21 protein-coding genes, 5 tRNA genes and 1 other RNA gene are annotated in these 26,635 nt (G+C 73.0%); 14 read left to right on the top strand and 13 right to left on the bottom strand.

Features of this window, described 5'->3' with window-relative positions:
- Positions 1-205: 205 nt before the first annotated feature.
- Positions 206-293, bottom strand: a tRNA-Ser gene (locus ACF09K_RS10915).
- 72 nt (positions 294-365) lie between these two features.
- Between ACF09K_RS10915 and ffs the strand changes: the two genes are divergently transcribed.
- The 6 genes from ffs to ACF09K_RS10945 all read left to right on the top strand — a co-directional run bounded on the left by ffs (position 366) and on the right by ACF09K_RS10945 (position 9,482).
- Positions 366-464, top strand: an RNA gene (ffs, locus tag ACF09K_RS10920) — signal recognition particle sRNA small type.
- Positions 465-509: 45 nt separating this feature from the next.
- Positions 510-2,834: a DNA polymerase III subunit gamma and tau gene (locus tag ACF09K_RS10925; RefSeq protein WP_392242342.1), complete on the top strand. Its 2,325-nt coding sequence runs from the start codon at positions 510-512 to the stop codon at positions 2,832-2,834.
- A 263-nt stretch (positions 2,835-3,097) separates the two neighbouring features.
- Positions 3,098-4,354 (top strand): phosphoribosylamine--glycine ligase, encoded by a 1,257-nt coding sequence (gene purD, locus ACF09K_RS10930; RefSeq protein WP_392242343.1) that lies wholly within the window; start codon positions 3,098-3,100, stop codon positions 4,352-4,354.
- A gap of 304 nt (positions 4,355-4,658) precedes the next feature.
- Positions 4,659-6,413: a hypothetical protein gene (locus ACF09K_RS10935; protein WP_392242345.1), complete on the top strand. Its 1,755-nt coding sequence runs from the start codon at positions 4,659-4,661 to the stop codon at positions 6,411-6,413.
- Between the two features lie 384 nt (positions 6,414-6,797).
- The gene (locus ACF09K_RS10940) at positions 6,798-8,291 is read left to right on the top strand and encodes a N,N-dimethylformamidase beta subunit family domain-containing protein (protein ID WP_392242347.1); all 1,494 of its coding nucleotides are present in this window, start codon (positions 6,798-6,800) and stop codon (positions 8,289-8,291) included.
- A 291-nt stretch (positions 8,292-8,582) separates the two neighbouring features.
- A complete protein-coding gene (locus tag ACF09K_RS10945) occupies positions 8,583-9,482 on the top strand; it encodes a phosphoribosylaminoimidazolesuccinocarboxamide synthase (RefSeq protein WP_392242349.1) in 900 nt (299 codons plus the stop codon).
- Between the two features lie 52 nt (positions 9,483-9,534).
- On the opposite strand, the gene ACF09K_RS10950 is transcribed toward ACF09K_RS10945, so the two are convergent.
- The 8 genes from ACF09K_RS10950 to ACF09K_RS10985 all read right to left on the bottom strand — a co-directional run bounded on the left by ACF09K_RS10950 (position 9,535) and on the right by ACF09K_RS10985 (position 14,377).
- Positions 9,535-9,607: transfer RNA gene (locus tag ACF09K_RS10950), tRNA-Gly, on the bottom strand.
- Positions 9,608-9,630: 23 nt separating this feature from the next.
- The gene (locus ACF09K_RS10955) at positions 9,631-10,245 is read right to left on the bottom strand and encodes a response regulator (RefSeq protein WP_392242351.1); all 615 of its coding nucleotides are present in this window, start codon (positions 10,243-10,245) and stop codon (positions 9,631-9,633) included.
- The gene (locus tag ACF09K_RS10960) at positions 10,242-11,630 is read right to left on the bottom strand and encodes a sensor histidine kinase (protein WP_392242353.1); all 1,389 of its coding nucleotides are present in this window, start codon (positions 11,628-11,630) and stop codon (positions 10,242-10,244) included. Before ACF09K_RS10960 ends, ACF09K_RS10955 begins: the two co-directional genes overlap by 4 nt.
- Positions 11,631-11,659: 29 nt before the next feature.
- Entirely contained in the window at positions 11,660-12,403 is a 744-nt protein-coding gene (locus ACF09K_RS10965) for an ABC transporter permease (protein WP_392242463.1), read from the bottom strand.
- A 92-nt stretch (positions 12,404-12,495) separates the two neighbouring features.
- Complete coding sequence (locus tag ACF09K_RS10970; protein WP_392242355.1) at positions 12,496-13,470, bottom strand: ABC transporter ATP-binding protein; 975 nt, start codon at positions 13,468-13,470, stop codon at positions 12,496-12,498.
- 188 nt (positions 13,471-13,658) lie between these two features.
- Positions 13,659-13,734 (bottom strand) — tRNA-Gly (locus ACF09K_RS10975).
- Between the two features lie 80 nt (positions 13,735-13,814).
- A tRNA-Gly gene (locus ACF09K_RS10980) sits at positions 13,815-13,886 on the bottom strand.
- 173 nt (positions 13,887-14,059) lie between these two features.
- Complete coding sequence (locus tag ACF09K_RS10985) at positions 14,060-14,377, bottom strand: Lsr2 family protein (protein ID WP_392242357.1); 318 nt, start codon at positions 14,375-14,377, stop codon at positions 14,060-14,062.
- A 362-nt stretch (positions 14,378-14,739) separates the two neighbouring features.
- Between ACF09K_RS10985 and purS the strand changes: the two genes are divergently transcribed.
- The 6 genes from purS to purM all read left to right on the top strand — a co-directional run bounded on the left by purS (position 14,740) and on the right by purM (position 22,102).
- Positions 14,740-15,003: a phosphoribosylformylglycinamidine synthase subunit PurS gene (purS, locus tag ACF09K_RS10990; protein ID WP_015659417.1), complete on the top strand. Its 264-nt coding sequence runs from the start codon at positions 14,740-14,742 to the stop codon at positions 15,001-15,003.
- The gene (gene purQ, locus ACF09K_RS10995; protein WP_392242359.1) at positions 15,000-15,680 is read left to right on the top strand and encodes a phosphoribosylformylglycinamidine synthase subunit PurQ; all 681 of its coding nucleotides are present in this window, start codon (positions 15,000-15,002) and stop codon (positions 15,678-15,680) included. The genes purS and purQ overlap by 4 nt, the downstream gene beginning before the upstream one ends.
- Positions 15,677-17,935 carry a phosphoribosylformylglycinamidine synthase subunit PurL gene (gene purL, locus ACF09K_RS11000; RefSeq protein ID WP_392242360.1) on the top strand — a complete coding sequence of 753 codons (2,259 nt, stop codon included), beginning with the start codon at positions 15,677-15,679 and terminating at the stop codon, positions 17,933-17,935. The genes purQ and purL overlap by 4 nt, the downstream gene beginning before the upstream one ends.
- 496 nt (positions 17,936-18,431) lie before the next feature.
- On the top strand, positions 18,432-19,229 hold the full coding sequence (locus ACF09K_RS11005) for a sterol carrier family protein (protein WP_392242361.1): 798 nt from the start codon (positions 18,432-18,434) through the stop codon (positions 19,227-19,229).
- A gap of 233 nt (positions 19,230-19,462) precedes the next feature.
- Positions 19,463-20,989 carry an amidophosphoribosyltransferase gene (purF, locus tag ACF09K_RS11010; RefSeq protein ID WP_392242363.1) on the top strand — a complete coding sequence of 509 codons (1,527 nt, stop codon included), beginning with the start codon at positions 19,463-19,465 and terminating at the stop codon, positions 20,987-20,989.
- A gap of 45 nt (positions 20,990-21,034) precedes the next feature.
- On the top strand, positions 21,035-22,102 hold the full coding sequence (gene purM / locus ACF09K_RS11015) for a phosphoribosylformylglycinamidine cyclo-ligase (RefSeq protein WP_392242365.1): 1,068 nt from the start codon (positions 21,035-21,037) through the stop codon (positions 22,100-22,102).
- Between the two features lie 91 nt (positions 22,103-22,193).
- Here purM and ACF09K_RS11020 read toward each other — a convergent pair whose 3' ends face one another.
- Together ACF09K_RS11020 and ACF09K_RS11025 are read right to left on the bottom strand one after the other, a co-directional pair.
- On the bottom strand, positions 22,194-22,451 hold the full coding sequence (locus tag ACF09K_RS11020; RefSeq protein ID WP_392242366.1) for a DUF3073 domain-containing protein: 258 nt from the start codon (positions 22,449-22,451) through the stop codon (positions 22,194-22,196).
- Between the two features lie 281 nt (positions 22,452-22,732).
- A complete protein-coding gene (locus ACF09K_RS11025) occupies positions 22,733-23,836 on the bottom strand; it encodes a Leu/Phe/Val dehydrogenase (protein ID WP_392242367.1) in 1,104 nt (367 codons plus the stop codon).
- 221 nt (positions 23,837-24,057) lie between these two features.
- Between ACF09K_RS11025 and ACF09K_RS11030 the strand changes: the two genes are divergently transcribed.
- Positions 24,058-24,900, top strand: coding sequence for a hypothetical protein (locus tag ACF09K_RS11030; RefSeq protein WP_392242369.1), 843 nt, complete (start codon positions 24,058-24,060; stop codon positions 24,898-24,900).
- A gap of 547 nt (positions 24,901-25,447) precedes the next feature.
- Positions 25,448-25,654, top strand: coding sequence for a developmental transcriptional regulator BldC (gene bldC / locus ACF09K_RS11035; protein WP_003949541.1), 207 nt, complete (start codon positions 25,448-25,450; stop codon positions 25,652-25,654).
- A 438-nt stretch (positions 25,655-26,092) separates the two neighbouring features.
- Here the strand turns inward: bldC and ACF09K_RS11040 are convergent, their stop codons facing one another.
- Together ACF09K_RS11040 and ACF09K_RS11045 are read right to left on the bottom strand one after the other, a co-directional pair.
- Positions 26,093-26,320 carry a DUF6274 family protein gene (locus ACF09K_RS11040; protein ID WP_392242371.1) on the bottom strand — a complete coding sequence of 76 codons (228 nt, stop codon included), beginning with the start codon at positions 26,318-26,320 and terminating at the stop codon, positions 26,093-26,095.
- A gap of 197 nt (positions 26,321-26,517) precedes the next feature.
- A tRNA-Asp gene (locus tag ACF09K_RS11045) sits at positions 26,518-26,592 on the bottom strand.
- Between the last annotated feature and the right edge of the window lie 43 nt (positions 26,593-26,635).

Raw genomic sequence — 26,635 nt, forward strand, 5'->3', positions numbered from 1 at the left:
CACACGGGAGGAGGTTCCCCCCAGAGGGTGCCCACGGCTCACGGCCCACCCCTGCTCACGGCCCGTCCCTGCCCGAGCCCCACCCCTGCCCGCGGCCCGCTCCGACCGCGGCGCGAAAGTCCCGACCGCGGAAACCGGGACGGACAACGTCGAAGGGCCCCACCGCGAACGGTGGGGCCCTTCGACATCGTGCCCGGTGAGGCACTGGCGGAGGATACGAGATTCGAACTCGTGAGGGGTTGCCCCCAACACGCTTTCCAAGCGTGCGCCCTAGGCCTCTAGGCGAATCCTCCGCGGCAAACAATACAAGACGTTGAGGAGTGCTCGCGAACTCGTTCCCTCCCGTCGGCATCGGGTACTGTGGGCGCAGCCCCTCACGCGGCGCTATCTGACTGAACTCCCCCAGGGCCGGAAGGCAGCAAGGGTAGGTCGGCTCTGGCGGGTGCGTGGGGGGCGCTCGCGTTCCGGGGCGGGGCCGGTTGTCGGTGGGCGCCTATAACCTCGTATGCGTGTCGTCTCTCGCGCTGTACCGCCGCTATCGCCCGGAGTCGTTCGCCGAGGTCATCGGGCAGGAGCATGTCACCGACCCGTTGCAGCAGGCGCTGCGGAACAACCGGGTCAATCACGCGTACCTGTTCAGCGGACCGCGCGGATGCGGCAAGACGACCAGCGCGCGCATCCTGGCCCGCTGCCTGAACTGCGAGAAGGGCCCCACGCCCACGCCGTGCGGCGAGTGCCAGTCCTGCCGGGACCTGGCGCGCACCGGCCCCGGCTCCATCGACGTCATCGAGATCGACGCCGCGTCGCACGGTGGTGTGGACGACGCCCGTGACCTGCGGGAGAAGGCCTTCTTCGGGCCCGCGGGAAGCCGTTACAAGATCTACATCATCGACGAGGCCCACATGGTCACGTCGGCCGGTTTCAACGCGCTGCTCAAGGTCGTCGAGGAGCCGCCGGAGCATCTCAAGTTCATCTTCGCCACCACCGAGCCCGAGAAGGTCATCGGCACCATCCGGTCCCGGACGCACCACTACCCCTTCCGCCTCGTGCCGCCCGGCACGCTGCGGGAGTACCTCGGCGAGGTGTGCCGGAAGGAGGACATCCCCGTCGAGGAGGGCGTCCTGCCGCTCGTCGTGCGCTCCGGCGCCGGCTCCGTGCGTGACTCCATGTCCGTCATGGACCAGCTCCTCGCGGGCGCCGGCGAGGCCGGTGTGACGTACGCCATGGCCACCTCCCTCCTCGGGTACACGGACGGTTCGCTGCTCGACTCCGTCGTCGAGTCGTTCGCCACCGGGGACGGGGCCGCCGCCTTCGAGGTCGTGGACCGGATCATCGAGGGGGGCAACGACCCGCGGCGGTTCGTCGCCGACCTGCTCGAGCGGCTGCGGGACCTCGTCATCCTCGCCGCGGTCCCGGACGCCGCCGAGAAGGGGCTCATCGACGCCCCCTCCGACGTCATCGAGCGGATGCAGGCCCAGGCGGGAGTCTTCGGCGCCGCCGAGCTGAGCCGCGCCGCCGACCTCGTCAACCAGGGCCTCACCGAGATGCGCGGCGCCCACTCGCCCCGCCTCCAGCTCGAGCTGATCTGCGCCCGCGTCCTGCTCCCGGCCGCCTACGGCGACGAGCGGTCGGTGATGGCCCGCCTCGACCGGATCGAGCGCGGCGTGAACTTCTCCGCGGGCTCGGCCCCCGCCGGAATGCCCGCCATGGGGTACGCCCCCGGGGCGGAGGCCCACGCGGCGGCCGCACCGGCCCCGTACGGCGCCCCCGTCCCGCCGCCCGCCGCCCCCGTCCCGCCGGGCGGTGGCGCGGCGGCCGCCCGCGCCGCGGTACGCGGCTCGGCGGTGCCGGGTACGCCGGGTGCTCCGGCGGTGCCGAATGATCCGGCGGTGCCGAGTGCCCCCGCGGTTCCGAGTGGTCCGGCGGGTCCTCCCGCTCATGCGCCCCAGGTTCCTCGGACGCCCCCTTCGCCCCCGCAGGCCCCCGCGGCACCCGCTCCGGCCCCGGCCCCGGCCGCCCCTGCCCCGGCGAGCCCCGGCGCCTGGCCCACCGCCAGCGCCGCCGGCAGCGGTCGCAGGCCCGGCGGCTGGCCCACCGCGACGCCCGCGGGCGGCGGCCGCCCTCCGGCGCCCGCCCCGGCCGCCGCCTCCGCCCCGGCGCCGGCCGCATCCGCATCCGCTCCGACGGCCGCCGCCTACGCCCCGCCCGGTGGTGGCCCCGACCCCCGCACGCTCTGGCCCGACATCCTGGAGGCGGTCAAGAACCGCCGCCGCTTCACCTGGATCCTCCTCAGCCAGAACGCCCAGGTCGCGGGCTTCGACGGCACCACGCTCCAGATCGCCTTCGTCAACTCCGGCGCCCGCGACAACTTCGCCGGCAGCGGAAGCGAGGAGGTGCTGCGGCAGGCGCTGGCCGAGCAGTTCAACGTCCACTGGAAGATCGACGCGCTCGTCGACCCGTCCGGTGGCGGCTCCGCGCCCCCGGCGGCCGGCGGCTTCGGCGGTCCCCCGGCCCCGCCCGGCCCAGGCGGTCACGGTGGTGGCTACGGAGCCCCCGCCCCGGCACCCGGAGCCGGTGCGGGCGGCGGCATGTCGGCCCCCCGCACCCCGAACGCCTCCTCCCCCTCCGGCCCCCCGCAGGCCCGGTCGGCCCCGCCCCCGCCCTCCGCCCACGCGGCCGCGAGACCCCGGCCCGCCGCCCCCGAGCACGTCGCCATCGAGGACGACATCCCCGAGGACGACGACCCCGACCTCAACGAGTCGGCCCTCTCCGGGCACGACCTGATCGTGCGTGAGCTGGGGGCGACCGTCGTGGACGAGTTCACCAACGAGTAGCGGGCGCGCCCGCCGCCCGGGAGACGGCAACCGCCCCCAGGGCGGCCACCCGCGGCCCAGGCCACCCGCGGTCACGGCCACCCGACCCACGGGCGCACCGGCATGCAGGGCGTCCGGCATGCAGGGCATCCGGTCGGCAGGGCGCCGCGCCCCACGGTCGCCCCAGCTCACGGCCCCGCTTCGGAGAAACCTACGAACGTCCTGCCTCCCGTCCTTCGGAAGCCCGCACAAGCGGCCGGAGCCGGGCCGGTTAGGCTGATCCCGTGAACGTCCTCGTCATCGGCAGCGGCGCCCGCGAACACGCCCTGTGCCGCTCACTGTCCCTCGACCCCGCGGTCACCGCGCTGCACTGCGCCCCCGGCAACGCCGGCATCGGCGAGGTCGCCGAGCTGCACCCGGTCGACGCCCTGGACGGCCGGGCCGTGTCCGCGCTGGCCACCGAGCTGGGCGCGCAGCTCGTGATCGTGGGACCGGAGGCTCCCCTGGTCGCCGGGGTCGCCGACGCCGTGCGCGCGGCGGGCATCCCGGTGTTCGGCCCCTCCGAGGAGGCCGCCCGGCTGGAGGGGTCCAAGGCGTTCGCGAAGGACGTGATGGCCGCGGCCGGTGTGCCGACGGCCCGCTCCTACGTCTGCACCACGCCCGCCGAGGCCGCCGCCGCCCTCGACGCCTTCGGCGCGCCCTACGTCGTCAAGGACGACGGCCTGGCCGCCGGCAAGGGCGTCGTCGTGACCGCCGACCTGGAGGTCGCCAAGGCGCACGCCGCCGCCTGCGACCGCGTGGTCGTCGAGGAGTTCCTCGACGGCCCCGAGGTCTCCCTCTTCGCCGTCACCGACGGCGAGACGGTCGTCCCGCTGCGGCCCGCCCAGGACTTCAAGCGCGCCCTCGACGGCGACGAGGGCCCGAACACCGGCGGCATGGGCGCGTACTCCCCGCTGCCCTGGGCCGACCCCAAGCTGGTCGACGAGGTGATGGAGACCGTCCTCCAGCCCACCGTCGACGAGATGCGCCGCCGCGGCACCCCGTTCTCGGGCCTGCTCTACGCCGGACTCGCCATCACCGGTCGCGGCGTGCGGGTCATCGAGTTCAACGCCCGCTTCGGCGACCCCGAGACCCAGGTCGTCCTGGCCCGTCTGAAGACCCCGCTGGCCGGCGTGCTGATGGCCGCCGCCACCGGCGACCTCGCCGACCTGCCGCCCCTGCGCTGGAGCGACGAGGCGGCCGTCACCGTGGTCGTGGCCTCGCACAACTACCCCGGCACCCCGCGCACCGGCGACCCGGTCACCGGCCTCGACGAGGTGGCCGCGAAGGACGCCCCGCACGCGTACGTGCTGCACGCCGGCACCCGGCGCGAAGGCGACACGGTGGTCAGCGCGGGCGGCCGCGTCCTGTCCGTCACGGCGACCGGCGCGGACCTCGCCCAGGCCCGGGAACGGGCGTACCGGGCGGTCGCGCGCATCGGCCTGGACGGCTCCCTGCACCGTACGGACATCGCGGCGAAGGCGGCGGCCGGGGCGAGCTGATCCACGGCGGGCGCGCGGCTCCCGGCAGGCACCTCCAGGCCCCGGATCCAGGACGGGAACGTCCGTCGGATCCGGGGCCTGTTCCGTGCCCGCGGACGTGCACCTTTCCCCAAAGCCATTCCATCGGGTGAGCGCTCTGCCATCCGGCTGACGGCGGCCGACGCGCCAACTATGGTGCGGCGCAGGCGTTCCGGCACTTGGCCCACCGGCATTGCGATGTCGGTGACGACTGCCACAGTGGGGGAGTGAGCAAGACCAGGAGAGCCGGGACGGCCTGCACCGAGGGGAGGGGGTGGGGTCCGGCGTGACCGGTATCGGAGTGGAGGCGCGCGCCCAGGGGGCGCGGGCGAGGGCGCTGGCCGTGCTGCGGGTCCGCAGCCGGGCGCTGGCCGTCGCGCTGCTGCCCGCGGCGGCGGCGGTGATCCTGTTCGCGGGCGGTTCCAGCGGCCACTTCGTGGGCCGCGGCTGGGACACCGCCCGCTGGGCGACGTCCGTGTTCGCGGTCCTCGTGCTGCTGGTCGCCGCGGTGATCGCCCTGGTCGTCGCCCGGGCCCGGCCCGCCGTCACCCCCACGGTCGCGATCGCCGAGAGCGCGGCCCCCGATCTGTACCGGCTGGTGCGCGACCTCGCCGACCGTCTCGACGTCCCCGCGCCCTCCGCGATAGCGCTCACCCCGGACTGCGACAGCTGGCTGGAGGACCGCACCCACCCGGCCCACGGCCCGCCCGCGCCCCGCCCGCGCGACGAGACGGCCGGTCCCGGCGACCATCCCCACGGCCGTACGACGACGGCGCCGGTCCTCGTCATCGGCTCCCCGTTCCTGTGGTGGATGCGGGTGGGCGAGCTGCGCGCCGTCCTCGCACCGGTCGTCGCCGGTACGGGTCCTTCGGCGCACCCGGACATAGCGGCGGCCCGGCGCTTCGTGCGCGGGCTGGACGCCGCGGTGGCCGCCTCGGCCGACCGTGGCCGGGGCCCCGGCGCGCGGCTCCTCGGCGCGGGCATCGGCCGGGTCGCCCGCCTGCTGCTGCGGAGCTGCCAGGCGCACGCGGCGGAGATGGAGCGCGGGGTGGCCGCGGCGGCTGCCGACCGCGCCCAGACCGTCGACTACGGGCTGCGGATCGTCGCCCAGGAGCAGGTCGGGCTCGCGTACGCCGGCTGGGACCGGCTCCTCACCCGCGTGGCGCTGCCCGCCTGGCGGATGGGCCGCTGGCCCTCCCGGCTCGACGTCGGGGTGGTCGCCGCCCTCACCGAGCTGTCCCGGCGCGACCGCCTGGCCGAGGGCTTCACCTCCCGGCTGGGCGAGCGCCCCGCCTGCGATCTGCTGGAGGAGCCCGGCGTGGTCGACGAGGCCACCTCCCTCCTCGCCGCCCGCCTCTTCCACGGCGGTCCGGCCGAGACCGGCCCCGACTGGTCCCCGGTCACCTGGCAGGAGTATCCGGACGAGGTCGTGGACCGCAGGTGGCGTACCGACGCGGCTCGTCTCCACCGCGTGCTGGACGCCCTGGGCGTGCGCCGCACCGCCCCGGCCGCGAACGGCCCCACGCTGGAGCGCGTGCTGGACCACCTCACCGGCCCCGCCCGGGACGGCCGGCCGGCCCCCGCCTCCCGCACCCCCTTCGACGACGCGGACGAGGACGACGAGTTCCCCCGGAACCCCCGCAGCCTCACCCTGGCCACCCGCCTCGGGGCCGAGGTCGCCCGCGAGGAGGCCGAGGGCACGGCGTCGGCGGCGGGAGGGCGGCCGGCCGGCCAGGAGACCGGGGCCGCGCTCTGGGACGACCGGGCGCTCCCGCTCTTCCCCCTGCAGCCCCCGCGCACCGACCGCGAACTGCTCGCCGACCACGTCACGGCGATGGTCTGCTGCGCCGCGATGGACACCGTGGGCGCCACCCCCGGCCTGGACTGGCTCGACGGCCCGACCCTCCTGGTCGACGGCGAGCGCGTGAGCGACCTGACGCCCCGCGTGCTGAGCCTGGTCGAGGACGGTGACGCGGTCCCGCTGCGCACCTGGCTGGTGGACGCGGGCATACGCCCGGAGAAGCCCGTACGCCTCGGTTGAGAGGGGCGCCGTCCGCGGCGGCCGCCCGCCGTCCGTCGCGGAGCGTTTAGTTCCACTTTCAGCCAATTCGCGACGAACGGTGACCATCCGCGGGCGTCGTGTGATGTGCTGGGACCGATCCCGCTCAGGGCAAGCGCCGGCGGCACAGGACAACCGCACCACGCGCCCGACGCCGCACCGCGCCACGCCATGGGCAGGACACGAGCAACCAGGCACGCCCGTACACCCGGCTGCGCGCACGCCCGGGCGCCACCGCCTGCCGGCCACGGGCACCCGCCCGGCACCCGCACGGCCGTGTCCGCACCGCACGCGAACAGGCCGCACGCGCGCAGCCGCACGCACCGGCGACACCGGCGACACGGGGGGCAGAGGGAGGGAAGCACCATGGGACACGAGCACATCCGCCGGTGGGAATCGGGAGCGCCTGCGCACGCCGTGACGGATCCCTTCGGCCAGGGACCCCTCCCGTGGCTGCGCGGCAGCGAGACCTGCTTCGACGACACCGGCCAGGTCGTCCCCTGGTACGTCGACCCGGCCCCCGCCGCCACCCCGGACCGGGCCCCCCGGATCCCGTCCCCCCGTTCCGGCGGAGGCCCCCGCTCCGCCGACGACGTCCGCCGTCAGATCAAGGGCTTCGCCTCCACCGGCGCGGTCGCCCCGGGCGAGGCCGTCGACTTCCACGTCACGGTCGACCCGCCCCAGGAGTTCAGCGTCGACGTCTACCGCATCGGCCATTACGACGGTGACGGCGCGGCCAGGATCACCACCAGTCCCCGCCTCTCCGGCATCGTCCAGCCCCCGCCCCTGACGGCCGACCGCACGGTCTCCTGCCACCACTGGTGGCTGTCGTGGCGCCTCCAGGTCCCGTCGTACTGGAACGCCGGGGCGTACGTCGCCGTCCTCACCACCACCGACGGCTACCGCTCCCACATCCCGTTCACCGTCCGCGACGACCGCCCCGCCGACCTCCTCCTGCTGCTCCCCGACATCACCTGGCAGGCCTACAACCTCTACCCGGAGGACGGCCGCACCGGCGCCAGCCTCTACCACGCCTGGGACGAGGACGGCCGTCTCCTCGGCGAGGCCGACGCCGCGACGACCGTCTCCTTCGACCGGCCGTACGCGGGCGCCGGCCTCCCCCTGCACGTCGGCCACGCCTACGACTTCATCCGCTGGGCCGAGCGCTACGGCTACGACCTCGCCTACGCCGACGCCCGCGACCTGCACGCCGGTCACGTCCGGCCCACCCGCTACCGCGGCCTGGTCTTCCCCGGCCACGACGAGTACTGGTCGACGGCCATGCGCCGCACCGTGGAACTCGCCCGCGACAGCGGCACCTCGCTGGTGTTCCTCTCCGCCAACACCCTGTACTGGCAGGTGGAGCTGGGCCCCTCCCCGTCCGGCGCCCCCGACCGCCTGCTGACCTGCCGGAAGCGCAAGGGTCCCGGCAGGTCCGTGCTGTGGCGCGAGATCGACCGCGCCGAACAGCAGCTGGTGGGCATCCAGTACGCGGGCCGGGTCCCCGAACCCCACCCCCTGATCGTGCGCAACGCCGGCCACTGGCTGTGGGAGGCGACCGGCGCGCACGAGGGCGACGGCATCGACGGCCTGGTCGCGGGCGAGGCCGACCGCTACTTCCCGCGCGCCCCGCTGCCGCCCCACGAGGAGCGCACCCTCCTCGCGCACTCCCCCTACACCGACACCAGGGGCGTCCTGCGCCACCAGGAGACCTCCCTCTACCGGGCCCCCTCCGGCGCCCTGGTCTTCGCCTCCGGCACCTTCGCCTGGTCCCCGGCCCTGGACCGCCCCGGCCACGCGGACCCCCGTGTCCAGCGCGCCACGGCGAACCTCCTGGACCGCATCTGCAAGCGCGACTGAGGCCCTCATCCGGCCTCGGCCCCACCTCGCCCGGCCCTCATCCGGCCTCAGCCTCTCCCTTGCCCGGCCCTCACCAGGTTCCGGCCCTCACCCGACTCGGTCCCGGTCCGGTCCTGGCCAGGGCCGGTCCTGGCCCTCGCCCGGTCCTGGCCAGGGCCGGTTCGGCCTCGGCTCCGCCCGGTTCGGTCCCGGCCCCCCGCCCGGCCCCCGCCGCCACGCCCCCCGCTGTCCGCGGCCCGTCCCGGTGTACGGGACAATCAAGCCACTCAGACAGAACCACGGGGAGGAACCGTGTCCGGATTCGTAGAAAAGCCCGAGCCCGTGGAGGTGCCGGGCCTGGTGCATCTGCACACCGGCAAGGTGCGCGAGCTGTACCGGAACGAGGCCGGCGACCTCGTGATGGTCGCCAGCGACCGCATCTCCGCCTTCGACTGGGTCCTGCCCACCGAGATCCCCGACAAGGGCCGCGTCCTGACGCGGCTCTCCCTGTGGTGGTTCGACCAGCTCGCCGACCTCGTCCCGCACCACGTCCTGAGCACCGAGCTGCCCGCCGGCGCCCCCGCCGACTGGGCCGGCCGCACCCTCGTCTGCAAGTCGCTGAAGATGGTCCCGGTCGAGTGCGTCGCCCGCGGCTACCTCACCGGCTCGGGCCTGGCCGAGTACCGGGAGTCCCGCACGGTCTGCGGCCTCGCCCTCCCCGAAGGCCTGGTCGACGGCTCCGAGCTGCCCGCCCCGATCTTCACCCCGGCCACCAAGGCCGCGGTCGGCGACCACGACGAGAACGTCTCCTACGAGGAGGTCGCCCGCCAGGTCGGCGCCGAGACCGCCGCCCGGCTGCGCCGGACGACCCTCGCGGTCTACGGCCGGGCCCGGGACATCGCCCGCGACCGGGGCATCGTCCTCGCGGACACCAAGTTCGAGTTCGGCTTCGAGGGCGAGACGCTCGTCATCGCCGACGAGGTCCTCACCCCGGACTCCTCCCGCTTCTGGCCGGCCGACACCTGGCGGCCGGGCCGCGCGCAGCCGTCGTACGACAAGCAGTTCGTGCGGGACTGGCTGACCTCGGAGGCCTCCGGCTGGGACCGCGCGAGCGAGCAGCCGCCGCCGGCGCTGCCGCAGGAGGTCGTGGACGCGACCCGCGCCAAGTACACCGAGGCGTACGAGCGGTTGACGGGCACGAGCTGGTCGTAGCGCCCCGGGCACGAAGAAGCCCCCCGGTGGAGACCCGGGGGGCTTGATCCTGAGCGGACGACGAGGCTCGAACTCGCGACCTCAACCTTGGCAAGGTTGCGCTCTACCAACTGAGCTACGTCCGCAGTGCGCCGTGGCGCGAGAGCAACTATACCCAACCCCGCTCGCGCGCGAGACGTACCGCCGCGTGACGGTTCTCCGCCCCCAGCTTGGACACGGCCGACGACAGGTAGTTGCGCACCGTCCCCGGCGACAGCGCGGCCCGCTCGGCGATCTCCGCGACCGGCGCCCCGTCGGCGGCGAGTTCGAGCACCTCCGCCTCGCGCGAGGTCAGCGGGGAGTCCCCGGCGGCGATCGCGTCGGCGGCCAACTCGGGGTCGACGTAGCGGTTTCCGGCCCGCACGGTACGGATGATCTCCGCGAGCCGCTGCGCGCTCACCGTCTTCGGGACGAACCCGCGCACACCCGCCGCGAGCGCCCGCTTCAGGTGACCGGGGCGGCCGTGACTGGTCACGATCAACGCCTGGCAGTCGGGCAGTTCGGCCCGCAGCGATGTGGCGACCTTCACACCGTCGGCACCCGGCATCTGCAGGTCCAGGACGGCCACGTCCGGCCGGTGCGCCCGTGCCATCGCCAGGGCCTCGGGCCCGGTGGCCGCCTCGGCGACGACCACCAGATCGTCCTCCAGCGAGAGCAGCGCGGCCAGCGCGCCCCGGATCAGGTGCTCGTCGTCGGCGAGCAGCACCCGCACCACGCCGCTCACGGGGCGACCTCGCCCACCGCGGCGCCCTCCACGACCAGCGGCACCTCGGCCACCACCCGGAACACCCCGGCCCCGGCGCTCCCCGCTGCCAGCGTCCCGCCCACCTTCCGCAACCGCTCCGCCAGCCCGGCCAGCCCCGACCCCCCGCCGGACGGCCCGACGCCCTGTGCCGCGTCCGCCCCGACGCCCTCCACCCGGTCCGCCCCGTCGTTCTCCACCGTCAGCACCACCTTCCCGCCGCTCATCCGGACCTCCACCGCGCACCGCCCCGCATCCCCGTGCCGCAGCACGTTCGTGGTCGCCTCCCGCACCACCCAGCCGAGCGCGGACTGCACCTCGGCGGGCAGCCCGCCGGCCTCCCCGCGCACCTCGCAGTCGATCCCGGCCGCCGTCAGCACTCCCCGTGCGCCGATGAGTTCGACCCCGAGGTCGGCCTCCCGGTACCCGCGTACGACGTCCCGCACCTCCCGCTGGGACTCCCGCGCGATCCGCTGGACCTCGATCATCTGGTCCACGGCCCCGGGGTGCCCCCGGCGGGCCAACTGCACGGCCAGCTCGCTCTTGAGGGCGATCACCGCCAGGTTCCGGCCCATCACGTCGTGCAGGTCGCGGCCGAACCGCAGCCGTTCCTCGGCGACGGCGAGCCGGGCGCGGGTCTCGCGGGCCTCGTCGAGCCGGTACACGGTGTCGAGGAGCCAGACCGAGAAGACCGAGGTGGTCGCCATGAAGCCGCCGCCCAGGAGCACCGCCGCCATCGAGACCAGGACGGCCGGGCCGGGCGCGCCGAGCAGCAGCGCCAGGACTCCGGCGCCCGCGGAGTGGGCGGCGACGACCGCGAGGGCGTGCCGCCAGCCGCGGACGCCGAGGGCGGTGACGCCCGTGGCGAAGACCAGGGCGACGCCGAAGACCCCGCCCGCGGCGGTGTCCGCCGCCTCGCCGTCCGGACCCCCCGGACCGTGATCGGCGGTCCACAGCGCGACCGCCGCGACCGCGGCGGTGACGACGGCGAACGCCGCCATCAGCCGCACGGGCCGGGGCCGCCGGCCCCGCGTCCAGTCCAGCGCCCGCGAGGCCGTCACCGCGGACAGCGCGCAGTGCGCGGCCAGGACCAACGGCAGCCACAGCGCGGACCCCCGCCACACCCCGCTGCCGAGGGGCACGCCCGCCGCCGTGAACTCGGCCAGCGCGAAGAAGTGGAACGACCAGCGCGTGTAGGTCTCGACCTTCGCCGGCGAACTCTTCCGCCGCCACCAGCCGCCCGCCCCGAGACCGCCCGCCCCGAGCCCATCCGCCCCGGGACCGCCCGTCCCGAGCCCATCCGCCCCGGGACTGTCCGTCCCGATTCCGTCCGTCCCGAGAAAGCCGGTCCCTCCCGCCCCGCGCATCCGTGTCCCTCCCCCGTGTCCCCGGTCCGTCAGCGCCGCGGTTCCCACCGGAACCACCGCCGTACAGCAAACACCGCCAGTACGGTCCAGGCCAGCGCCGTAGCCAGCGCCCCCAGGGCCTCGTACGCCGACAGGTCGCCGCTCCACCCGCCGCGGACCAGGGTGATCACCGGGCTCAGCGGCAGCAGTTCGAAGCCGGAGGCGACCCGGGAGGGCAGCAGTTCCAGCGGGACGGTCACCCCGGAGGCGACCATCGACACCAGCACGAAGGGCAGGGTGGTCACCTGGGCGCTCTCCACGGTCCGCGTCACGCTCGCGGTGACCGCGCCCAGTGCCGAGCACATCAGCAGGCCCAGCAGCACACCGAGGACGGCGAGGTGGGGCGCCTCGGGGGCGGGCACGTCGAGGAAGGCCGTACAGCCCGCCGCCAGCACCAGGCACTGCACCAGCCCCATGGCGAACACCGGCAGCGCGGAGCCGGCGACGATCTCGGCGTCCCGCAGCTCGCCGGTGCGCAGCCGCTTCAGCACGAGTTCCTCGCGCCGGGCGGTGTAGATGCCGGTGAGCGCCGCGTACACCCCGAACAGCAGCGAGAACCCGATCGCGGCGGGCAACAGCACCAGCCCGACGTCCAGCCCCGAGTCCTCCACCTTCATGTCGTCCACCACCGGCCGCAGGCTGAACGGCAGCCCGAGCGGCACCAGGACGGCGGCGACGAGGGTCGCCCTGCTCCGGCCCAGCAGCGTGAGTTCGGCCCGGGCGAGGGCGGCCATCCGGCTCACGGGGGTGGTCACCGCACCCCCGACCGGGTTCCCCGCGGGCCCTCCGACCGCGTTCCGCACCGGGCTCCCGGCCGTACCGCCGCTCATGCCACGACCCCCTCGTTCTTCTCCGGCTTCCGGGGCTCCTGCGACGCCTCGCGGGCGATGCCCAGGAACGCCTCCTCCAGCGAGGCCGACCGCAGGTCGAGCCCCCGCAGTTCCACCCCGGCCCGCTCGGCCCACACCAGCAGTCCGGTGGCCGCCCGCTGCAGCTCCCGGGTCCGCAGCCGCACCAGCCGTCCGTCGACCTCGTGGCCGCTCACGCCCAGCGCGTCCAGCGGGGGCAGGTCGCCCACGAAGTACCCCTCCGGCAGCCGGAAGGAGATCCGGGACGGCTGCTCGGCGGTCACCTCGGCGGGCGTCCCGGAGGCCGCGATGCGCCCGCGGTGCAGGATGGCCAGCCGGTCGGCGAGATCCTCCGCCTCCTCCAGGTAGTGCGTGGTGAGCAGTACCGTCGTCCCGGCGTCCCGCAGGGCGCGCACCAGGTCCCAGGTGTCCCGCCGGCCCTCGGCGTCCAGCCCGGTGGTCGGCTCGTCGAGGAACAGCACCTCCGGCTCGCCGAGCAGCGCGAGCGCCAGGTCGAGCCGTCGCCGCTCGCCCCCGGACAGCTGCTTGACCCGTACGCCGGCCTTCCCGGCGAGCCCGACCAGCGCCAGCGCCTCCGCGACCGGCCGGGCCCCGCTCACGCAGCCCGCCCACATCCGCGCGGTCTCGGCGACGCTCAGCTCGGACGGGAAGCCGCCCTCCTGGAGCATCACCCCGGTCCGCGGCCGTACGGCGGCCCGCTCGGTGAAGGGATCGTGGCCGAGGATCCGGACCCGCCCCCCGGCGGGCCGCGCGAGTCCTTCGAGCAGTTCGACCGTGGAGGTCTTGCCGGCCCCGTTGGTGCCGAGCAGCGCGAACACCTCACCGCGTCCGACGTGGAAGGAGATCCCGCGGACCGCCTCGAACCCGCCCCCGTACACACGCCGGAGGTCGGTGACCTCTATCACGTGTTCTTCCGTGTTCCTGGCTTCCATGTCCCCAGCGTCCCGTCGGTGGACCACCGGCGGCAGTGCGCCTTGTCATCGCTCCGCATGACAAATGTCAGGAGCGGCGGCGCGAAGCCCGAAGAGGACCCGAAGAGGACCCGAAGAGGGAACGTGAAGCCCGAAGAGGGAAAGGGAGATACGCCGAAGGCCCCGGTCGGTGACCGGGGCCTTCGGTATGGAGCGGACGACGAGGCTCGAACTCGCGACCTCAACCTTGGCAAGGTTGCGCTCTACCAACTGAGCTACGTCCGCATTGCATCCGACTGGCTTTCACCGGTCGGCGCGAGCACCAGCCTACCTGATCCACAAGGGGGACCGGGACGGCGATGCAGAGCGGGTGACAGGAATTGCACACTGCGCCTTCCCCCTGGAAGGGGGATGTTCTACTACTGAACTACACCCGCACGACCTTGCTGAGCTGGGCTTTTCGGCCCCGCCCCGCTGGCGTGCTCCAGACATTAGCCGACCATGTGGGGGGTAGCGCAAGTCGGTTGCCCCCGGGCTCCGTCGGCGGGCCCCGAAGGGCCGCGCCGAGCCCGGCCCCGGACCCGTCCGGCGCCGGCCCGGACCCACCGGCTCACTGCGCCTCGGCGAACGCCTCGTAGACCTTCTTGGGAATGCGGCCGCGCGCGGGCACGTCCAGCTTGTTCGCCTGGGCCCAGGCGCGGACCGCCGCCGGGTCGGGGGCGACCTCCGTCTGCTTGTACGCCTTGCCGGACCTGGACCGCTTGCGGCCGGCCTCCACGTAGGGCGCGAGGGCCTTGCGCAGTTTTCCGGCATTGGCTTCATTCAGGTCGATCTCGTACGACCTGCCGTCGAGTCCGAAGGCGATCGTCTCCGCCGCTTCCGAGCCGTCGATGTCGTCAAAGAGAGTGACCACGACCTTCTGCGCCACGAATATCGGTCCCTTCGTGCGACAGCTCTGCGATGACGTGCCAAGACGTCACGGAGATGTCGACTGTCCGCCTGTTACGGGGCAAAGTATCGGCTATTGCCATTTCATTTGTACAGTGCCCGGCAATCGAATGTGAAGCTCGACTAAATCTGTCAGCGTGTCCCAGCGCAATAGGCAGCCGGGACGCATCGCGGATCTTTCCCGGAATTTTCCGTGAGGGACCCCCTCCGCCACCTGATCCGGTACCCGATCGTGATCGCGCTCACGTAGTTTCCTCCAACTCTACTCGCGTAGAAATTTTGTACGGGTAGTCTGAAGACACACGCAGGAACCTGCTCAGCACCACAACACCGGGAGTGCCAGTGGCACGCGTCGTAGTCGACGTCATGCTCAAGCCGGAGATCCTCGACCCCCAGGGCCAGGCGGTGCAGCGCGCACTGCCGCGGCTGGGTTTCGAAGGCATCTCCGACGTACGTCAGGGAAAGCGATTCGAACTGGAAGTTGACGGACCGGTCGACGAGGCCGCGCTCGCCCGCATCCACGATCTTGCGGAATCCTTCCTCGCCAACACCGTGATCGAGGACTTCACCGTCAAGGTGGAGGAAGTCGCGGAGGCCGCGAAGTGACCGCTCGTATTGGCGTCGTCACTTTCCCGGGCAGTCTCGACGACCGGGACACGCAGCGCGCGATCCGCCTCGCGGGCGCCGAACCGGTGGCGCTGTGGCACAAGGACAAGGACCTCCACCAGGTCGACGCCGTGGTGCTGTGCGGCGGTTTCTCCTACGGCGACTACCTGCGCGCCGGTGCCATCGCCCGTTTCTCGCCGGTCATGGAGCCCCTCATCGAGCAGGCGAAGGCCGGACTCCCGGTCCTCGGCATCTGCAACGGCTTCCAGATCCTCACCGAGGCCCACCTCCTCCCGGGCGCGATGCTCGGCAACGACCACCTCCACTTCATCTGCCGCGACCAGAGGCTGCGGGTGGAGAACGCGGACACCGCCTGGACGACCGACTACACGGCCGGCCAGGAGATCCACATCCCGCTGAAGAACATGGACGGCCGGTACGTCGCCGACGAGTACACCCTCGACAAGCTCGAGGCCGAGGGCCGGGTCGCCTTCCGCTACCTGGACCTGAACCCCAACGGTTCGCTCCGTGACATCGCCGGCGTCACCAACGAGGCCGGGAACGTCGTCGGCCTCATGCCGCACCCGGAGCACGCCGTCGAGCCGCTCATCGGCTCCGGCCGCACCGACGGCCTCCCCTTCTTCACCTCGATCCTCAAGAAGCTGGTCAACGCATGAGCCGGACGCCTCTGGACACGGTCGAGCACGCGGCCGCGACCCCCGACGTCGAGCTGCCCTGGGCCGAACTCGGCCTGAAGAAGGACGAGTACGAGCGGGTCGTGGAGATCCTCGGCCGCCGGCCCACCGGCGCCGAGCTCGCCATGTACTCGGTCATGTGGTCCGAGCACTGCTCGTACAAGTCCTCCAAGGTCCACCTGCGCCAGTTCGGCGAGAAGGCCCCGCAGTCCGACGCCCTGCTCGTGGGCATCGGCGAGAACGCGGGCGTCGTCGACGTCGGCCAGGGCTACGCGGTGACCTTCAAGGTCGAGTCGCACAACCACCCGTCGTACGTCGAGCCCTACCAGGGCGCCGCGACCGGTGTCGGCGGCATCGTCCGCGACATCATCGCGATGGGCGCGCGGCCGGTGGCCGTGGTCGACCCGCTGCGCTTCGGCGCGGCCGACCACCCCGACACCAAGCGCGTCCTGCCGGGCGTCGTCGCCGGCATCGGCGGCTACGGCAACTGCCTGGGCCTGCCCAACATCGGCGGCGAGGTCGTCTTCGACGCCTGCTACCAGGGCAACCCGCTGGTCAACGCCGGTGCCATCGGCGTGATGCGGCACGAGGACATCCACCTCGCGAAGGCGTCCGGCGCGGGCAACAAGGTCATCCTGTACGGCGCCCGGACCGGCGGCGACGGCATCGGCGGCGCCTCGATCCTGGCCTCGGAGACCTTCGACGACGCCAAGCCGTCGAAGCGCCCGGCGGTCCAGGTCGGCGACCCCTTCCAGGAGAAGCTCCTCATCGAGTGCACCCTGGAGGCCTTCGCCGAGAAGCTCGTCGTCGGCATCCAGGACCTCGGCGCGGCGGGCCTGTCCTGCGCGACGAGCGAGCTGGCGTCGAACGGCTCCGGCGGTATGCGCGTGACGCTGGACGACGTACCGCTGCGCGACTCCACGCTCTCGCCCGAGGAGATCCTCATGAGCGAGTCGCAGGAGCGCATGTGCGCGGTCGTCGAGCCGGAGAAGGTCGACCGCTTCCTGGAGATCTGCGACAAGTGGGACGTCATCGCCACCGTCATCGGCGAGGTGACCGACGGCGACCGCCTGGAGATCTACTGGCACGGCGGCAAGATCGTCGACGTCGACCCGCGCACGGTCGCCCACGACGGCCCGGTCTACGAGCGCCCCTACGCCCGCCCGGACTGGCAAGACGCCCTCCAGGCCGACGACGCGAACAAGCTGCCGAGGCCCACCACGGGCGAGGAGCTGAAGGACCAGGTCCTGAGGCTGGTGTCCTCCCCGAACCAGGCCTCCAAGAAGTGGATCACGTCCCAGTACGACCACTTCGTGCAGGGCAACACGGTCCTCGCCCAGCCCGAGGACTCGGGCATGATCCGCATCGACGAGGAGAGCGGCCTCGGCGTCGCCATCGCCACCGACGGCAACGGCCGTTACGCGAAGCTGGACCCGTACCACGGTGCCCAGCTCGCGCTCGCGGAGGCGTACCGCAACGTGGCGACGACCGGCGCCAAGCCTCTCGCCGTCTCCGACTGCCTGAACTTCGGATCGCCCGAGGACCCGGCCGTCATGTGGCAGTTCGCCGAGGCCGTCCGCGGACTCGCCGACGCCTGCCTGCAGCTCGGCACCCCGGTGACCGGCGGCAACGTCTCGCTCTACAACCAGACGGGCGAGGCGGCCATCCACCCGACCCCGGTCGTCGCGGTCCTGGGCGTCATCGACGACGTGGCCCGCCGCACCCCGGTCGCCTTCCAGGAGGAGGGCCAGCTGCTGTACCTCCTCGGCGACACCCGTGAGGAGTTCGGCGGTTCGGCCTGGTCCCAGGTGATCCACGACCACCTCGGCGGCCTGCCCCCGAAGGTCGACCTGGAGCGCGAGCGCCTGCTGGCCGAGATCCTGATCTCCGCCTCCCGCGACGGCATGATCGACGCCGCGCACGACCTGTCCGACGGCGGTCTGATCCAGGCCGTGGTCGAGTCGGCGCTGCTCGGGGAGAAGGGCGCCCGCCTGGTCGTCCCGGACGGTCTGGACGCGTTCACGTTCCTCTTCTCGGAGTCGGCGGGCCGTGCGGTCGTCGCCGTCCCGCGCTCGGAGGAACTGCGCTTCACCGACATGTGCGGCGCCCGCGGCCTGCCGGCCACCCGCGTCGGTGTCGTCGACGGCGACGCGGTCGACGTCCAGGGCGAGTTCACGCTCCCCCTGGCGGACCTGCGCAGGGCGCACGAGGACACCATCCCGGCGCTGCTCGCGTAGCGCGCGCCGCCCGGCCGTACCGGTACCCGAAGGCCGCCGCCCAGGCTTCTCCGAACGCCCGGGCGGCGGCCTTCGGCGTGCGCGCCGCACGGCGGCCGCCTGCCGCCGACCCCCCCGGCGCCGGCTGCTTCTGCGCGGGTCGCCCCGCCGACACCGGGCGTCCGCTGCCGCGTGTCCGCCGACGGCCGACGGCCGACGGCCGACGGCGGACCGGGGAACCGGGGGACCGGCGGACCGGGGGACCGCCCTTCCCGGCCCGCCACCGGGATTCCGTCCGGACTCCGCCCGGGCACCGCTCGGTGACCGCCCGGCGGCCTCCCCGCGAACGCCCACGACACCGGCCCGCACCGGCCCGCACCGGCCCGCACCGGCCCGCACCGGCCCGCACCGGCCCGCACCGGCCCGCACCGGCCCGGTCCGGCCGCCGGGCGTGTCCCCCGTGGGTGCCGGGCCCGCGGGACGACGGTCCCGGCCGGCACGCCCTAGGCTTCCCGCCATGCCTCCGGCCAAGAAGCGCACCAGGACCTATGACCCCGCCAGGACCCGCGCCGCGGTGCTGGCCCAGCTCGGCCACGTGCGGCGGGCCGTCGCCACGCTCACCCCGGAGCAGCTCGCGCTGCCGACCCGGCTGGGGGAGTGGACCGTACGGGAGCTGGTCGCGCACATCGGGACGGCCGTCACGGCGGTGGAGCGGTCGCTCGACCTGCCGGAGCCGGCGAAGCCGGACGCCACCCTGCTCGACTGGCCGTTCGCGACGGCCGCGGAGGCCCCGGCCGTCGACGCCTCCGCGCGGCGGCTGTCCGCGGACCACCCGGACCCGGCCGCCCACCTCACGGCCGTGGAGCGGGGCCTCGTCGATCGGCTCGACGCGCACCCCGGCTCCCGGCTGCTGGAGACGGAGGCGGGCGCGCTGTCCCTGGCCGACTACCTGGTCACCCGCACCGTCGGACTCGTCGTCCACACCGACGACCTGAACGCGGCCGTACCCGGCCTGGACGTCCCGTACGACCGTCAGGCCCTCGCCGCCGCCACCCGGCTGCTGGCCGACGCCCTGGCCGTCCGGGCCCCCGGCGGGGCGACCGAGGTGCGGATCCCGCCGTACGCCGTCGTGCAGTGCGTCGAGGGCCCCCGGCACACCCGCGGCACCCCGCCCAACGTGGTCGAGACCGACCCGCTGACCTGGGTGCGGCTGGCCTGCGGGCGGCTGACCTGGAAGACGGCCGTGGAGGAGGCGAAGGTCGCCGCGAGCGGGGAGCGGGCGGACCTCGCGGAGCTGCTCCCGCTCATGTCCTGACCCGGCGGGCGTCCGCCGGACGCCCCGGGGTGTGCGACACCTCACTCGTGCCCGCCGGGCGGGCCGCCGGACGGTGGCCGGTGCGGCGCGCCCGGTCGGCGGATCGATCACCGAAAACCGCCTCTGACCTGCGCGGATGGGACGACCGAGATGACCGCCCGAGGTCCGAGATCGAGTTACCGGCGAGTATCCCCAATTCGGACCAGCGGTCGGCCTCGCCTACACTCGATGACGTGCCACGTGGTGACGGTCGACTCAGTCATGATCTGCTCCCCGGCGAGAAGGGCCCCCAGGACGCTTGCGGCGTCTTCGGGGTCTGGGCTCCCGGTGAAGAGGTCGCCAAGCTCACTTACTTCGGGCTCTACGCCCTCCAGCATCGAGGCCAGGAATCCGCGGGAATCGCGGTCAGCAACGGCTCCCAGATCCTCGTCTTCAAGGACATGGGTCTGGTCTCCCAGGTCTTCGACGAAACCTCGCTCGGATCGCTCCAGGGTCACATCGCGGTCGGACACGCCCGCTACTCGACCACAGGCGCCTCCGTGTGGGAGAACGCCCAGCCGACGTTCCGCGCCACCGCGCACGGTTCCATCGCGCTCGGCCACAACGGGAACCTCGTCAACACCGCCCGGCTCGCCGAGATGGTCGCCGACCTGCCCAAGCAGGAGGGCCGCAGCACGCGCGTCGCGGCGACCAACGACACCGACCTGCTCACCGCGCTCCTGGCGGCCCAGGTCGACGAGGACGGCAAGCCCCTGACCATCGAGGAGGCGGCCCACGCCATCCTCCCGCAGGTCCGCGGAGCCTTCTCCCTCGTCTTCATGGACGAGGGCACGCTCTACGCCGCCCGCGACCCGCAGGGCATCCGCCCGCTGGTCCTCGGCCGGCTGGAGCGCGGCTGGGTCGTGGCCTCCGAGTCCGCCGCCCTCGACATCTGCGGCGCCGCGTACGTCCGCGAGATCGAGCCGGGCGAGTTCGTCGCCATCGACGAGAACGGCCTGCGCACCTCCCGGTTCGCGGAAGCGAAGCCCAAGGGCTGCGTCTTCGAGTACGTTTACCTGGCCCGCCCGGACACCGACATCGCCGGCCGGAACGTCTACCTCTCCCGTGTGGAGATGGGCCGGAAACTCGCCGAGGAAGCCCCGGCCGACGCCGACCTGGTCATAGCGACCCCGGAGTCCGGCACCCCGGCGGCCATCGGCTACGCGGAAGCCTCCGGCATCCCCTTCGGCGCCGGCCTGGTCAAGAACGCCTACGTGGGCCGGACCTTCATCCAGCCCTCGCAGACCATCCGCCAGCTCGGCATCCGCCTGAAGCTGAACCCGCTCAAGGAAGTCATCAAGGGCAAGCGCCTGGTCGTCGTCGACGACTCGATCGTGCGCGGCAACACCCAGCGGGCCCTGGTCCGCATGCTGCGCGAGGCCGGCGCCGCCGAGGTCCACATCCGGATCTCCTCGCCGCCCGTGAAGTGGCCCTGCTTCTTCGGCATCGACTTCGCCACCCGTGCCGAACTGATCGCCAACGGCATGACGATCGACGAGATCGGCACCTCGCTGGGCGCCGACTCCCTGGCCTACATCTCCATCGACGGCATGATCGAGGCGACCACCATCGCCAAGCCGAACCTCTGCCGCGCCTGCTTCGACGGCGAGTACCCGATGGACCTGCCCGACCCCGAGCTGCTCGGCAAGCAGCTCCTGGAGACGGAGCTGGCCGCCGGCCCGGCCGCGACGGCCGCCGCCGACGCGATCCGCCGCCCGTAGTCGGTCCCGTCATCCCTGCCGTACGACACGAAAGTTCTCACCTCCATGTCTGAGACAACTGGTGCCAGCTACGCAGCTGCGGGCGTCGACATCGAAGCGGGCGACCGCGCCGTGGAACTCATGAAGGAGTGGGTGAAGAAGACCCGGCGCCCCGAGGTCCTCGGCGGCCTCGGCGGTTTCGCCGGCCTCTTCGACGCCTCCGCCCTCAAGAACTACGAGCGCCCCCTGCTGGCCTCCGCCACCGACGGCGTCGGCACCAAGGTCGACGTCGCCCGCCGGATGGGCGTCTACGACACCATCGGCCACGACCTGGTCGCCATGGTCATGGACGACATCGTGGTGTGCGGCGCCGAGCCGCTGTTCATGACCGACTACATCTGCGTCGGCAAGGTCCACCCCGAGCGGGTCGCCGCCATCGTCAAGGGCATCGCCGAGGGCTGCGTCCTGGCCGGCTGCGCCCTGGTCGGCGGCGAGACGGCCGAACACCCGGGTCTGCTCGGCCCGGACGACTTCGACGTCGCCGGCGCCGGCACGGGCGTCGTGGAGGCCGACCGGCTGCTGGGCCCCGACCGCATCCGCACGGGCGACGCGGTGATCGCCATGGCGGCCTCCGGCCTCCACTCCAACGGGTACTCGCTGGTCCGCCACGTCCTGCTGGACCAGGCCGGACTCTCCCTGGACACGCGCGTCGAGGAACTGGGCCGCACCCTCGGCGAGGAGCTGCTGGAGCCGACCAAGATCTACTCGCTGGACTGCCTGGCCCTCACCCGCACGACGGACGTCCACGCCTTCTCGCACGTCACCGGCGGCGGACTCGCGGCCAACCTGGCCCGGGTCGTCCCCGACGGACTGCACGCGATCGTGGACCGCTCCACGTGGACCCCGGCCCCGGTCTTCGACCTCGTCGGCCGGACCGGCCGGGTCGAGCGGCTGGAGCTGGAGAAGACCCTGAACATGGGCGTCGGCATGATCGCCGTCGTCCCCCAGGAGTCGGCGGACGTGGCGCTCACCACCCTGGCCGACCGCGGCGTCGAGGCATGGGTCGCCGGCGAGATCACCGACCGCGGGGAGCACCCGAGCGGTGCGGCCCTGGTCGGGGACTACGCGGGCTGACCCACCGCTGCGGGCGGAGCCCCCGCGCGCAGCACAAGACCCGGTCGGTGACCGAAGTCACCGACCGGGTGAGTGCTCAAAGAAAGCAGGGTCAAGCGCCGCGACGGTGTTGGTGCGAGGACTCCTCGTCCTCGTCATCGTCGTCGTCCCCGTACAGCTCGGCGTACCGTGCGTACGGGTCGTCGTCCTGCTCATCGTCATCGTCCTCGAACGGCTGACCGTTCGGCGGAATGTTCGATGGCGATGCGCCCAGCTCTTCGGCCAGGCGCGAGAGATCCGTCCCGCCGCTGTTGTACTTCAGCTGGCGGGCGACCTTCGCTTGCTTGGCCTTGGCCCGGCCGCGCCCCATGGCTCGACCCCCTCAACGACGGGGCTCGACGGCCCCAGAGTCTTGACACGCGTTCATGGTCCGAAACGGACTCTCCGCGGAGAGGCCGGTCCGTAGGGCTTCCACGGTACCTGAGCCCGCACCCATACGGTACGTCGCCCGTGGCACGCGCGTGTGCACAGAACCTTCGAGGCGCCCTGTCCTCGCTGGTCAATGGCGATTTTAACCACTTCCCGGCGGGCGACCCGCCGGGAAGAGTGAGAGTTCTCTCGAACTTTTCCCCGGCGGGTACCGGAGCATGCTCACCAACCGCGCGCCTGAGCCGCCTCGTGCATGCGCTGTTCGGCGATCCGGTCGGCCGCCGCGGCCGGCGGAATCCCGTCCGTCTTCGCGCGTGCGAAGATGGCGAGCGTGGTGTCGAAGATCTTCGCGGCCTTCGCCCTGCACCGCTCGAAGTCGAACCCGTGCAGCTCGTCGGCGACCTGGATGACCCCGCCGGCGTTCACCACGTAGTCCGGCGCGTAGAGGATCCCGCGGTCGGCGAGGTCCTTCTCCACGCCCGGGTGGGCGAGCTGGTTGTTGGCCGCCCCGCACACGATCCGCGCGGTCAGCACCGGAACCGACTCGTCGTTCAGCGCCCCGCCCAGCGCGCAGGGGGCGTAGACGTCGAGGCCCTCGACCCGGATCAGCGCCTCGGTGTCCGCGACCGCCGTCACGCCCTCGGGGTGCCGGTCGAGGATCCGGCGCACGGCGTCCTCGCGCACGTCCGTGATCACGACCTCGGCGCCCTCGTCCCGCAGGTGCTCCACCAGGTGGTGGCCGACCTTGCCGACGCCCGCGATCCCGACCTTGCGGTCGCGCAGCGAGGGGTCGCCCCACAGGTGCTGGGCGCTGGCCCGCATGCCCTGGTAGACGCCGAAGGCGGTGAGCACCGACGAGTCTCCCGCGCCGCCGTTCTCCGGGGAGCGCCCGGTCGTCCAGCGGCACTCGCGCGCCACGACGTCCATGTCGGCGACGTAGGTGCCGACGTCGCAGGCGGTCACGTACCGCCCGCCGAGAGAGGCCACGAAGCGGCCGTACGCGAGCAGCAGCTGTTCGGACTTGATCGTGTCGGGGTCACCGATGATCACGGCCTTGCCGCCGCCGTGGTCCAGCCCGGCCATGGCGTTCTTGTACGACATCCCGCGCGCGAGGTTCAGCGCGTCGGCGACGGCCTCCTGCTCGGACGCGTACGGGTAGAAGCGCGTACCGCCGAGGGCGGGGCCCAGGGCGGTGGAGTGGAGGGCGATGACGGCCTTCAGGCCGCTGGCACGGTCCTGGCAGAGCACGACTTGCTCATGGCCGCCCTGGTCCGAGTGGAACAGGGTGCGCAGCACGTGATCAGGGGCGCCGGATACGTCGGTCACGGTGGTGACTCCTGGGTAACTAGCGGCGGGCGGGACGGGGGCTCCCGTACGGGTGGCGGGGCCTGTGGGACGAGCGTAGAGCCTGCGCCGCCCGCCGTACGCTCCGTGGCGCGGATCACCCTCTCCCGGAGTACGGCCGTGCGACGATTTGCATGTTTTCCGGCCCCTTCGCCAGGGGTCCCGGAAGGTTTCCCGGCCGGTCCACAGGGGAGGGAGCAGGCGTGCCCCAGGTGTCCTCGGTGATCGTCCCGTACGCCGCCTATCTGCGCGTGTACGAGCCCCTGGCCGCCTTCCCGGAGCCGGAGCGCGGCCACTGGGCGCGCTACGCCCGCCGCCCCGACCTGCCCACCTGCCAGGACGAGCTGCGCCGCTCGCTGGCGGACCTGCTGCCCACCCCGCCGGTCGCGGTCCCGGTGCAGGAGAGCGGCGACGCGTTCGTGGCCGACGTGGACGGGGTCGTGTGCGTGTGCCCCTGGCGGACCCGGCTGCGCGGCTGGCAGGCGCTGGGGGCGCTGGGCGACGAACTGCCCGGCCCGGTCCTGGACGCGGTCCTGCCGCCCCTGGTCCGCCGCCAGGCCGCCCAGGACTACGAGCGCTGGCTGGTGCGCAACCCCGACGCCCGCCCCTGGATCCGCACGGCGACCTGGCAGATCCCGCTGCACTGGTTCGTGCTCCTGGCCGACGAGGAGCGCGAGTACGACAAGGGGACCGCCGAGCAGGCCCCGGTGCTGCGCTACCGCACGCCGATGGTGCAGGCCCGCCGCCGGGTGGCGCGGGGCCTGCGCGCGCTCAGGGACGCCATGGACGAGGGGCCGCTCATCGACGGCCTGGTGGACGTGGGCCGCTGGCTGGAGGAGTTCCACCCGCGGTCGCTGGTGGAACTGGACTACGGCGGGCTCGTCCACGCCCTGCCGGCCGGTGACCTGGAGGACGACCACTCGGCGGCCGACGTGGCCGCCGGCATCGAGGCCCTGCGCCGCGGGGACGGCTCCGCGGCGGGCGAGGCGTACGCCCGGCTCGCGGAGCGCTGGCGGTCGGTGCGGGACCGGCGCTCGGCGAACTGACGGCGCGACAGGGGCGACGGCCGTCCCGCCGTGACCTGCGTCACGGTCATATGCCCTCGAACAGCGTACGGTCAGCCGCACTTCACGGAACTGACGGGGCGTAGGTCCCGATCCGGGCTTTTGCCGCAAGGGTGACGGACCGCACGTACACGGCCCTTGCGCCGGTTGCCCCTCCTCGTGCCAAAATAGGACAAGGAGTCCGGGGAGGACTCCTCCGTCCACTTGTGCTCCACCGTGGGGGGAATCTCAGCATTGCGCGCTTTGGGGGGTCTGGTGACTCCTGATCGCCGGTGTGACTGATCGTCACACCGGCGTGACTGTCCGCTATGGCATGGTCCATCGGCTTCCGTCGCCGATGAACACCTGGGGGGCAATTCCATCGGTTTGGCCGACGCGGCTGGACGGATGGTGTAGTTGTAGTGCCGAGGACAAGCCGTTCGTCCTATAACCGACTCGACTCGCGTCCGCCATTTCGGGCAACGCGGGTCAAGGTGCAGAATTTAGAGGAAAGAACCGAGAAGGTTCGGTTCTCCCGAGGAGGCCGCTCATGACCGCTCGCACCCCTGATGCTGAGCCGCTGCTGACCCCGGCTGAGGTCGCCACCATGTTCCGTGTGGACCCTAAGACGGTCACGCGGTGGGCGAAGGCCGGCAAGCTCACGTCGATCCGCACGCTCGGCGGACATCGCCGTTACCGCGAGGCTGAGGTTCGCGCACTGCTCGCGGGTATTCCGCAGCAGCGCAGCGAAGCCTGAGCCACTGAAGAACCGGGCAACAACACCGCAGGTCCCCCCATCTGCCGAGTTGTCCGCACCCTTGCTCCAAGCGACGCGGGTCCTGCCCCAACAGGCCCGTAGCCCACACGGTGCGTCGTCGATCGCGCCGGACTCCGCCGAGTCCGGCGCGATCTTTTTTGTGCCCCGGACCTGCCTGCCGGGCCGTTCCGTGAGCGGGCTTGTCGAAGTCTGGGGCGCCCTGTGGAGGGCTGTCGGATCCGCTGTGGGAACCCTCGGGGGGATCCGTGGGGAGAAGCGCGGAGGTGTCCTCCGGAGTGGTGCAATTGCACATATTAAATTGAAGAGTTGTAGGAAGCGGGTAAGAACCCACCTTCCCGAAACTCATGCGGTGACACCCGTCACATGCCGCTGGCCTTGTTGCCGCCGCTGCGGTTGCGCTAGTGGAAGCGTCAAGGTTCAGGCGGTGTACGGCTGTTCGCCCTCACCGGCCTCCCGTGGCGTCCCGGAGGGCGCCTCCGGGGGCTCCTCTGGCGGCTCCTCCGCGGCGGTCGGTGCGCCGTCCGCCACCAGCCGCTGGAGGCGGCGGCAGACGGGGCAGCGGTGGGTCAGGTGCCGGTAGGACGACGCGGCCGACAGGTGCGCGCGGAGCAGCGCCCGCGTCTCGTGCCCGGTCGATGCCGCCATACGCCCCCTCCAGTGGAGCCGCGGGAAGAGCGGCCCTGAACTTCTGGGGTACCGGCCGAATGTGACGCCGTCAAGGCCACGCGGGGGCACCCGGGCCGGGACGCGGCCTTCGGGCCGGCCGGGGGGTGGTGAGGACGGGCGGGCAGGGGACGCGAAGAAGGCCCGCACCTGGGGGTGCGGGCCTTCTTCGATCTGTGCGGTCCTGACGGGATTTGAACCCGCGGCCTCCACCTTGACAGGGTGGCGAGCACTCCAAACTGCTCCACAGGACCAGGTTTTGCGGCACTTGGTGTTGCGCTGTGCTGCGAAACGAGA

Origin of the sequence: Streptomyces sp. NPDC014882 (assembly GCF_043081325.1) — a bacterium.
Lineage (GTDB): Bacteria > Actinomycetota > Actinomycetes > Streptomycetales > Streptomycetaceae > Streptomyces.

Coding starts and splice junctions, on each gene's coding strand:
- ACF09K_RS10970 (WP_392242355.1), bottom strand. CDS start 13,470: ATGGAAGCCAGGAACACGGAAGAACACGTGATAGAGGTCACCGACCTC.
- ACF09K_RS11020 (WP_392242366.1), bottom strand. CDS start 22,451: ATGGGGCGCGGCCGGGCCAAGGCCAAGCAAGCGAAGGTCGCCCGCCAG.
- ACF09K_RS11040 (WP_392242371.1), bottom strand. CDS start 26,320: ATGGCGGCATCGACCGGGCACGAGACGCGGGCGCTGCTCCGCGCGCAC.
- bldC (WP_003949541.1), top strand. CDS start 25,448: ATGACCGCTCGCACCCCTGATGCTGAGCCGCTGCTGACCCCGGCTGAG.
- ACF09K_RS10960 (WP_392242353.1), bottom strand. CDS start 11,630: ATGCGCGGGGCGGGAGGGACCGGCTTTCTCGGGACGGACGGAATCGGG.
- ACF09K_RS11005 (WP_392242361.1), top strand. CDS start 18,432: ATGCCTCCGGCCAAGAAGCGCACCAGGACCTATGACCCCGCCAGGACC.
- ACF09K_RS10940 (WP_392242347.1), top strand. CDS start 6,798: ATGGGACACGAGCACATCCGCCGGTGGGAATCGGGAGCGCCTGCGCAC.
- purM (WP_392242365.1), top strand. CDS start 21,035: ATGTCTGAGACAACTGGTGCCAGCTACGCAGCTGCGGGCGTCGACATC.
- purL (WP_392242360.1), top strand. CDS start 15,677: ATGAGCCGGACGCCTCTGGACACGGTCGAGCACGCGGCCGCGACCCCC.
- ACF09K_RS10965 (WP_392242463.1), bottom strand. CDS start 12,403: ATGGCCGCCCTCGCCCGGGCCGAACTCACGCTGCTGGGCCGGAGCAGG.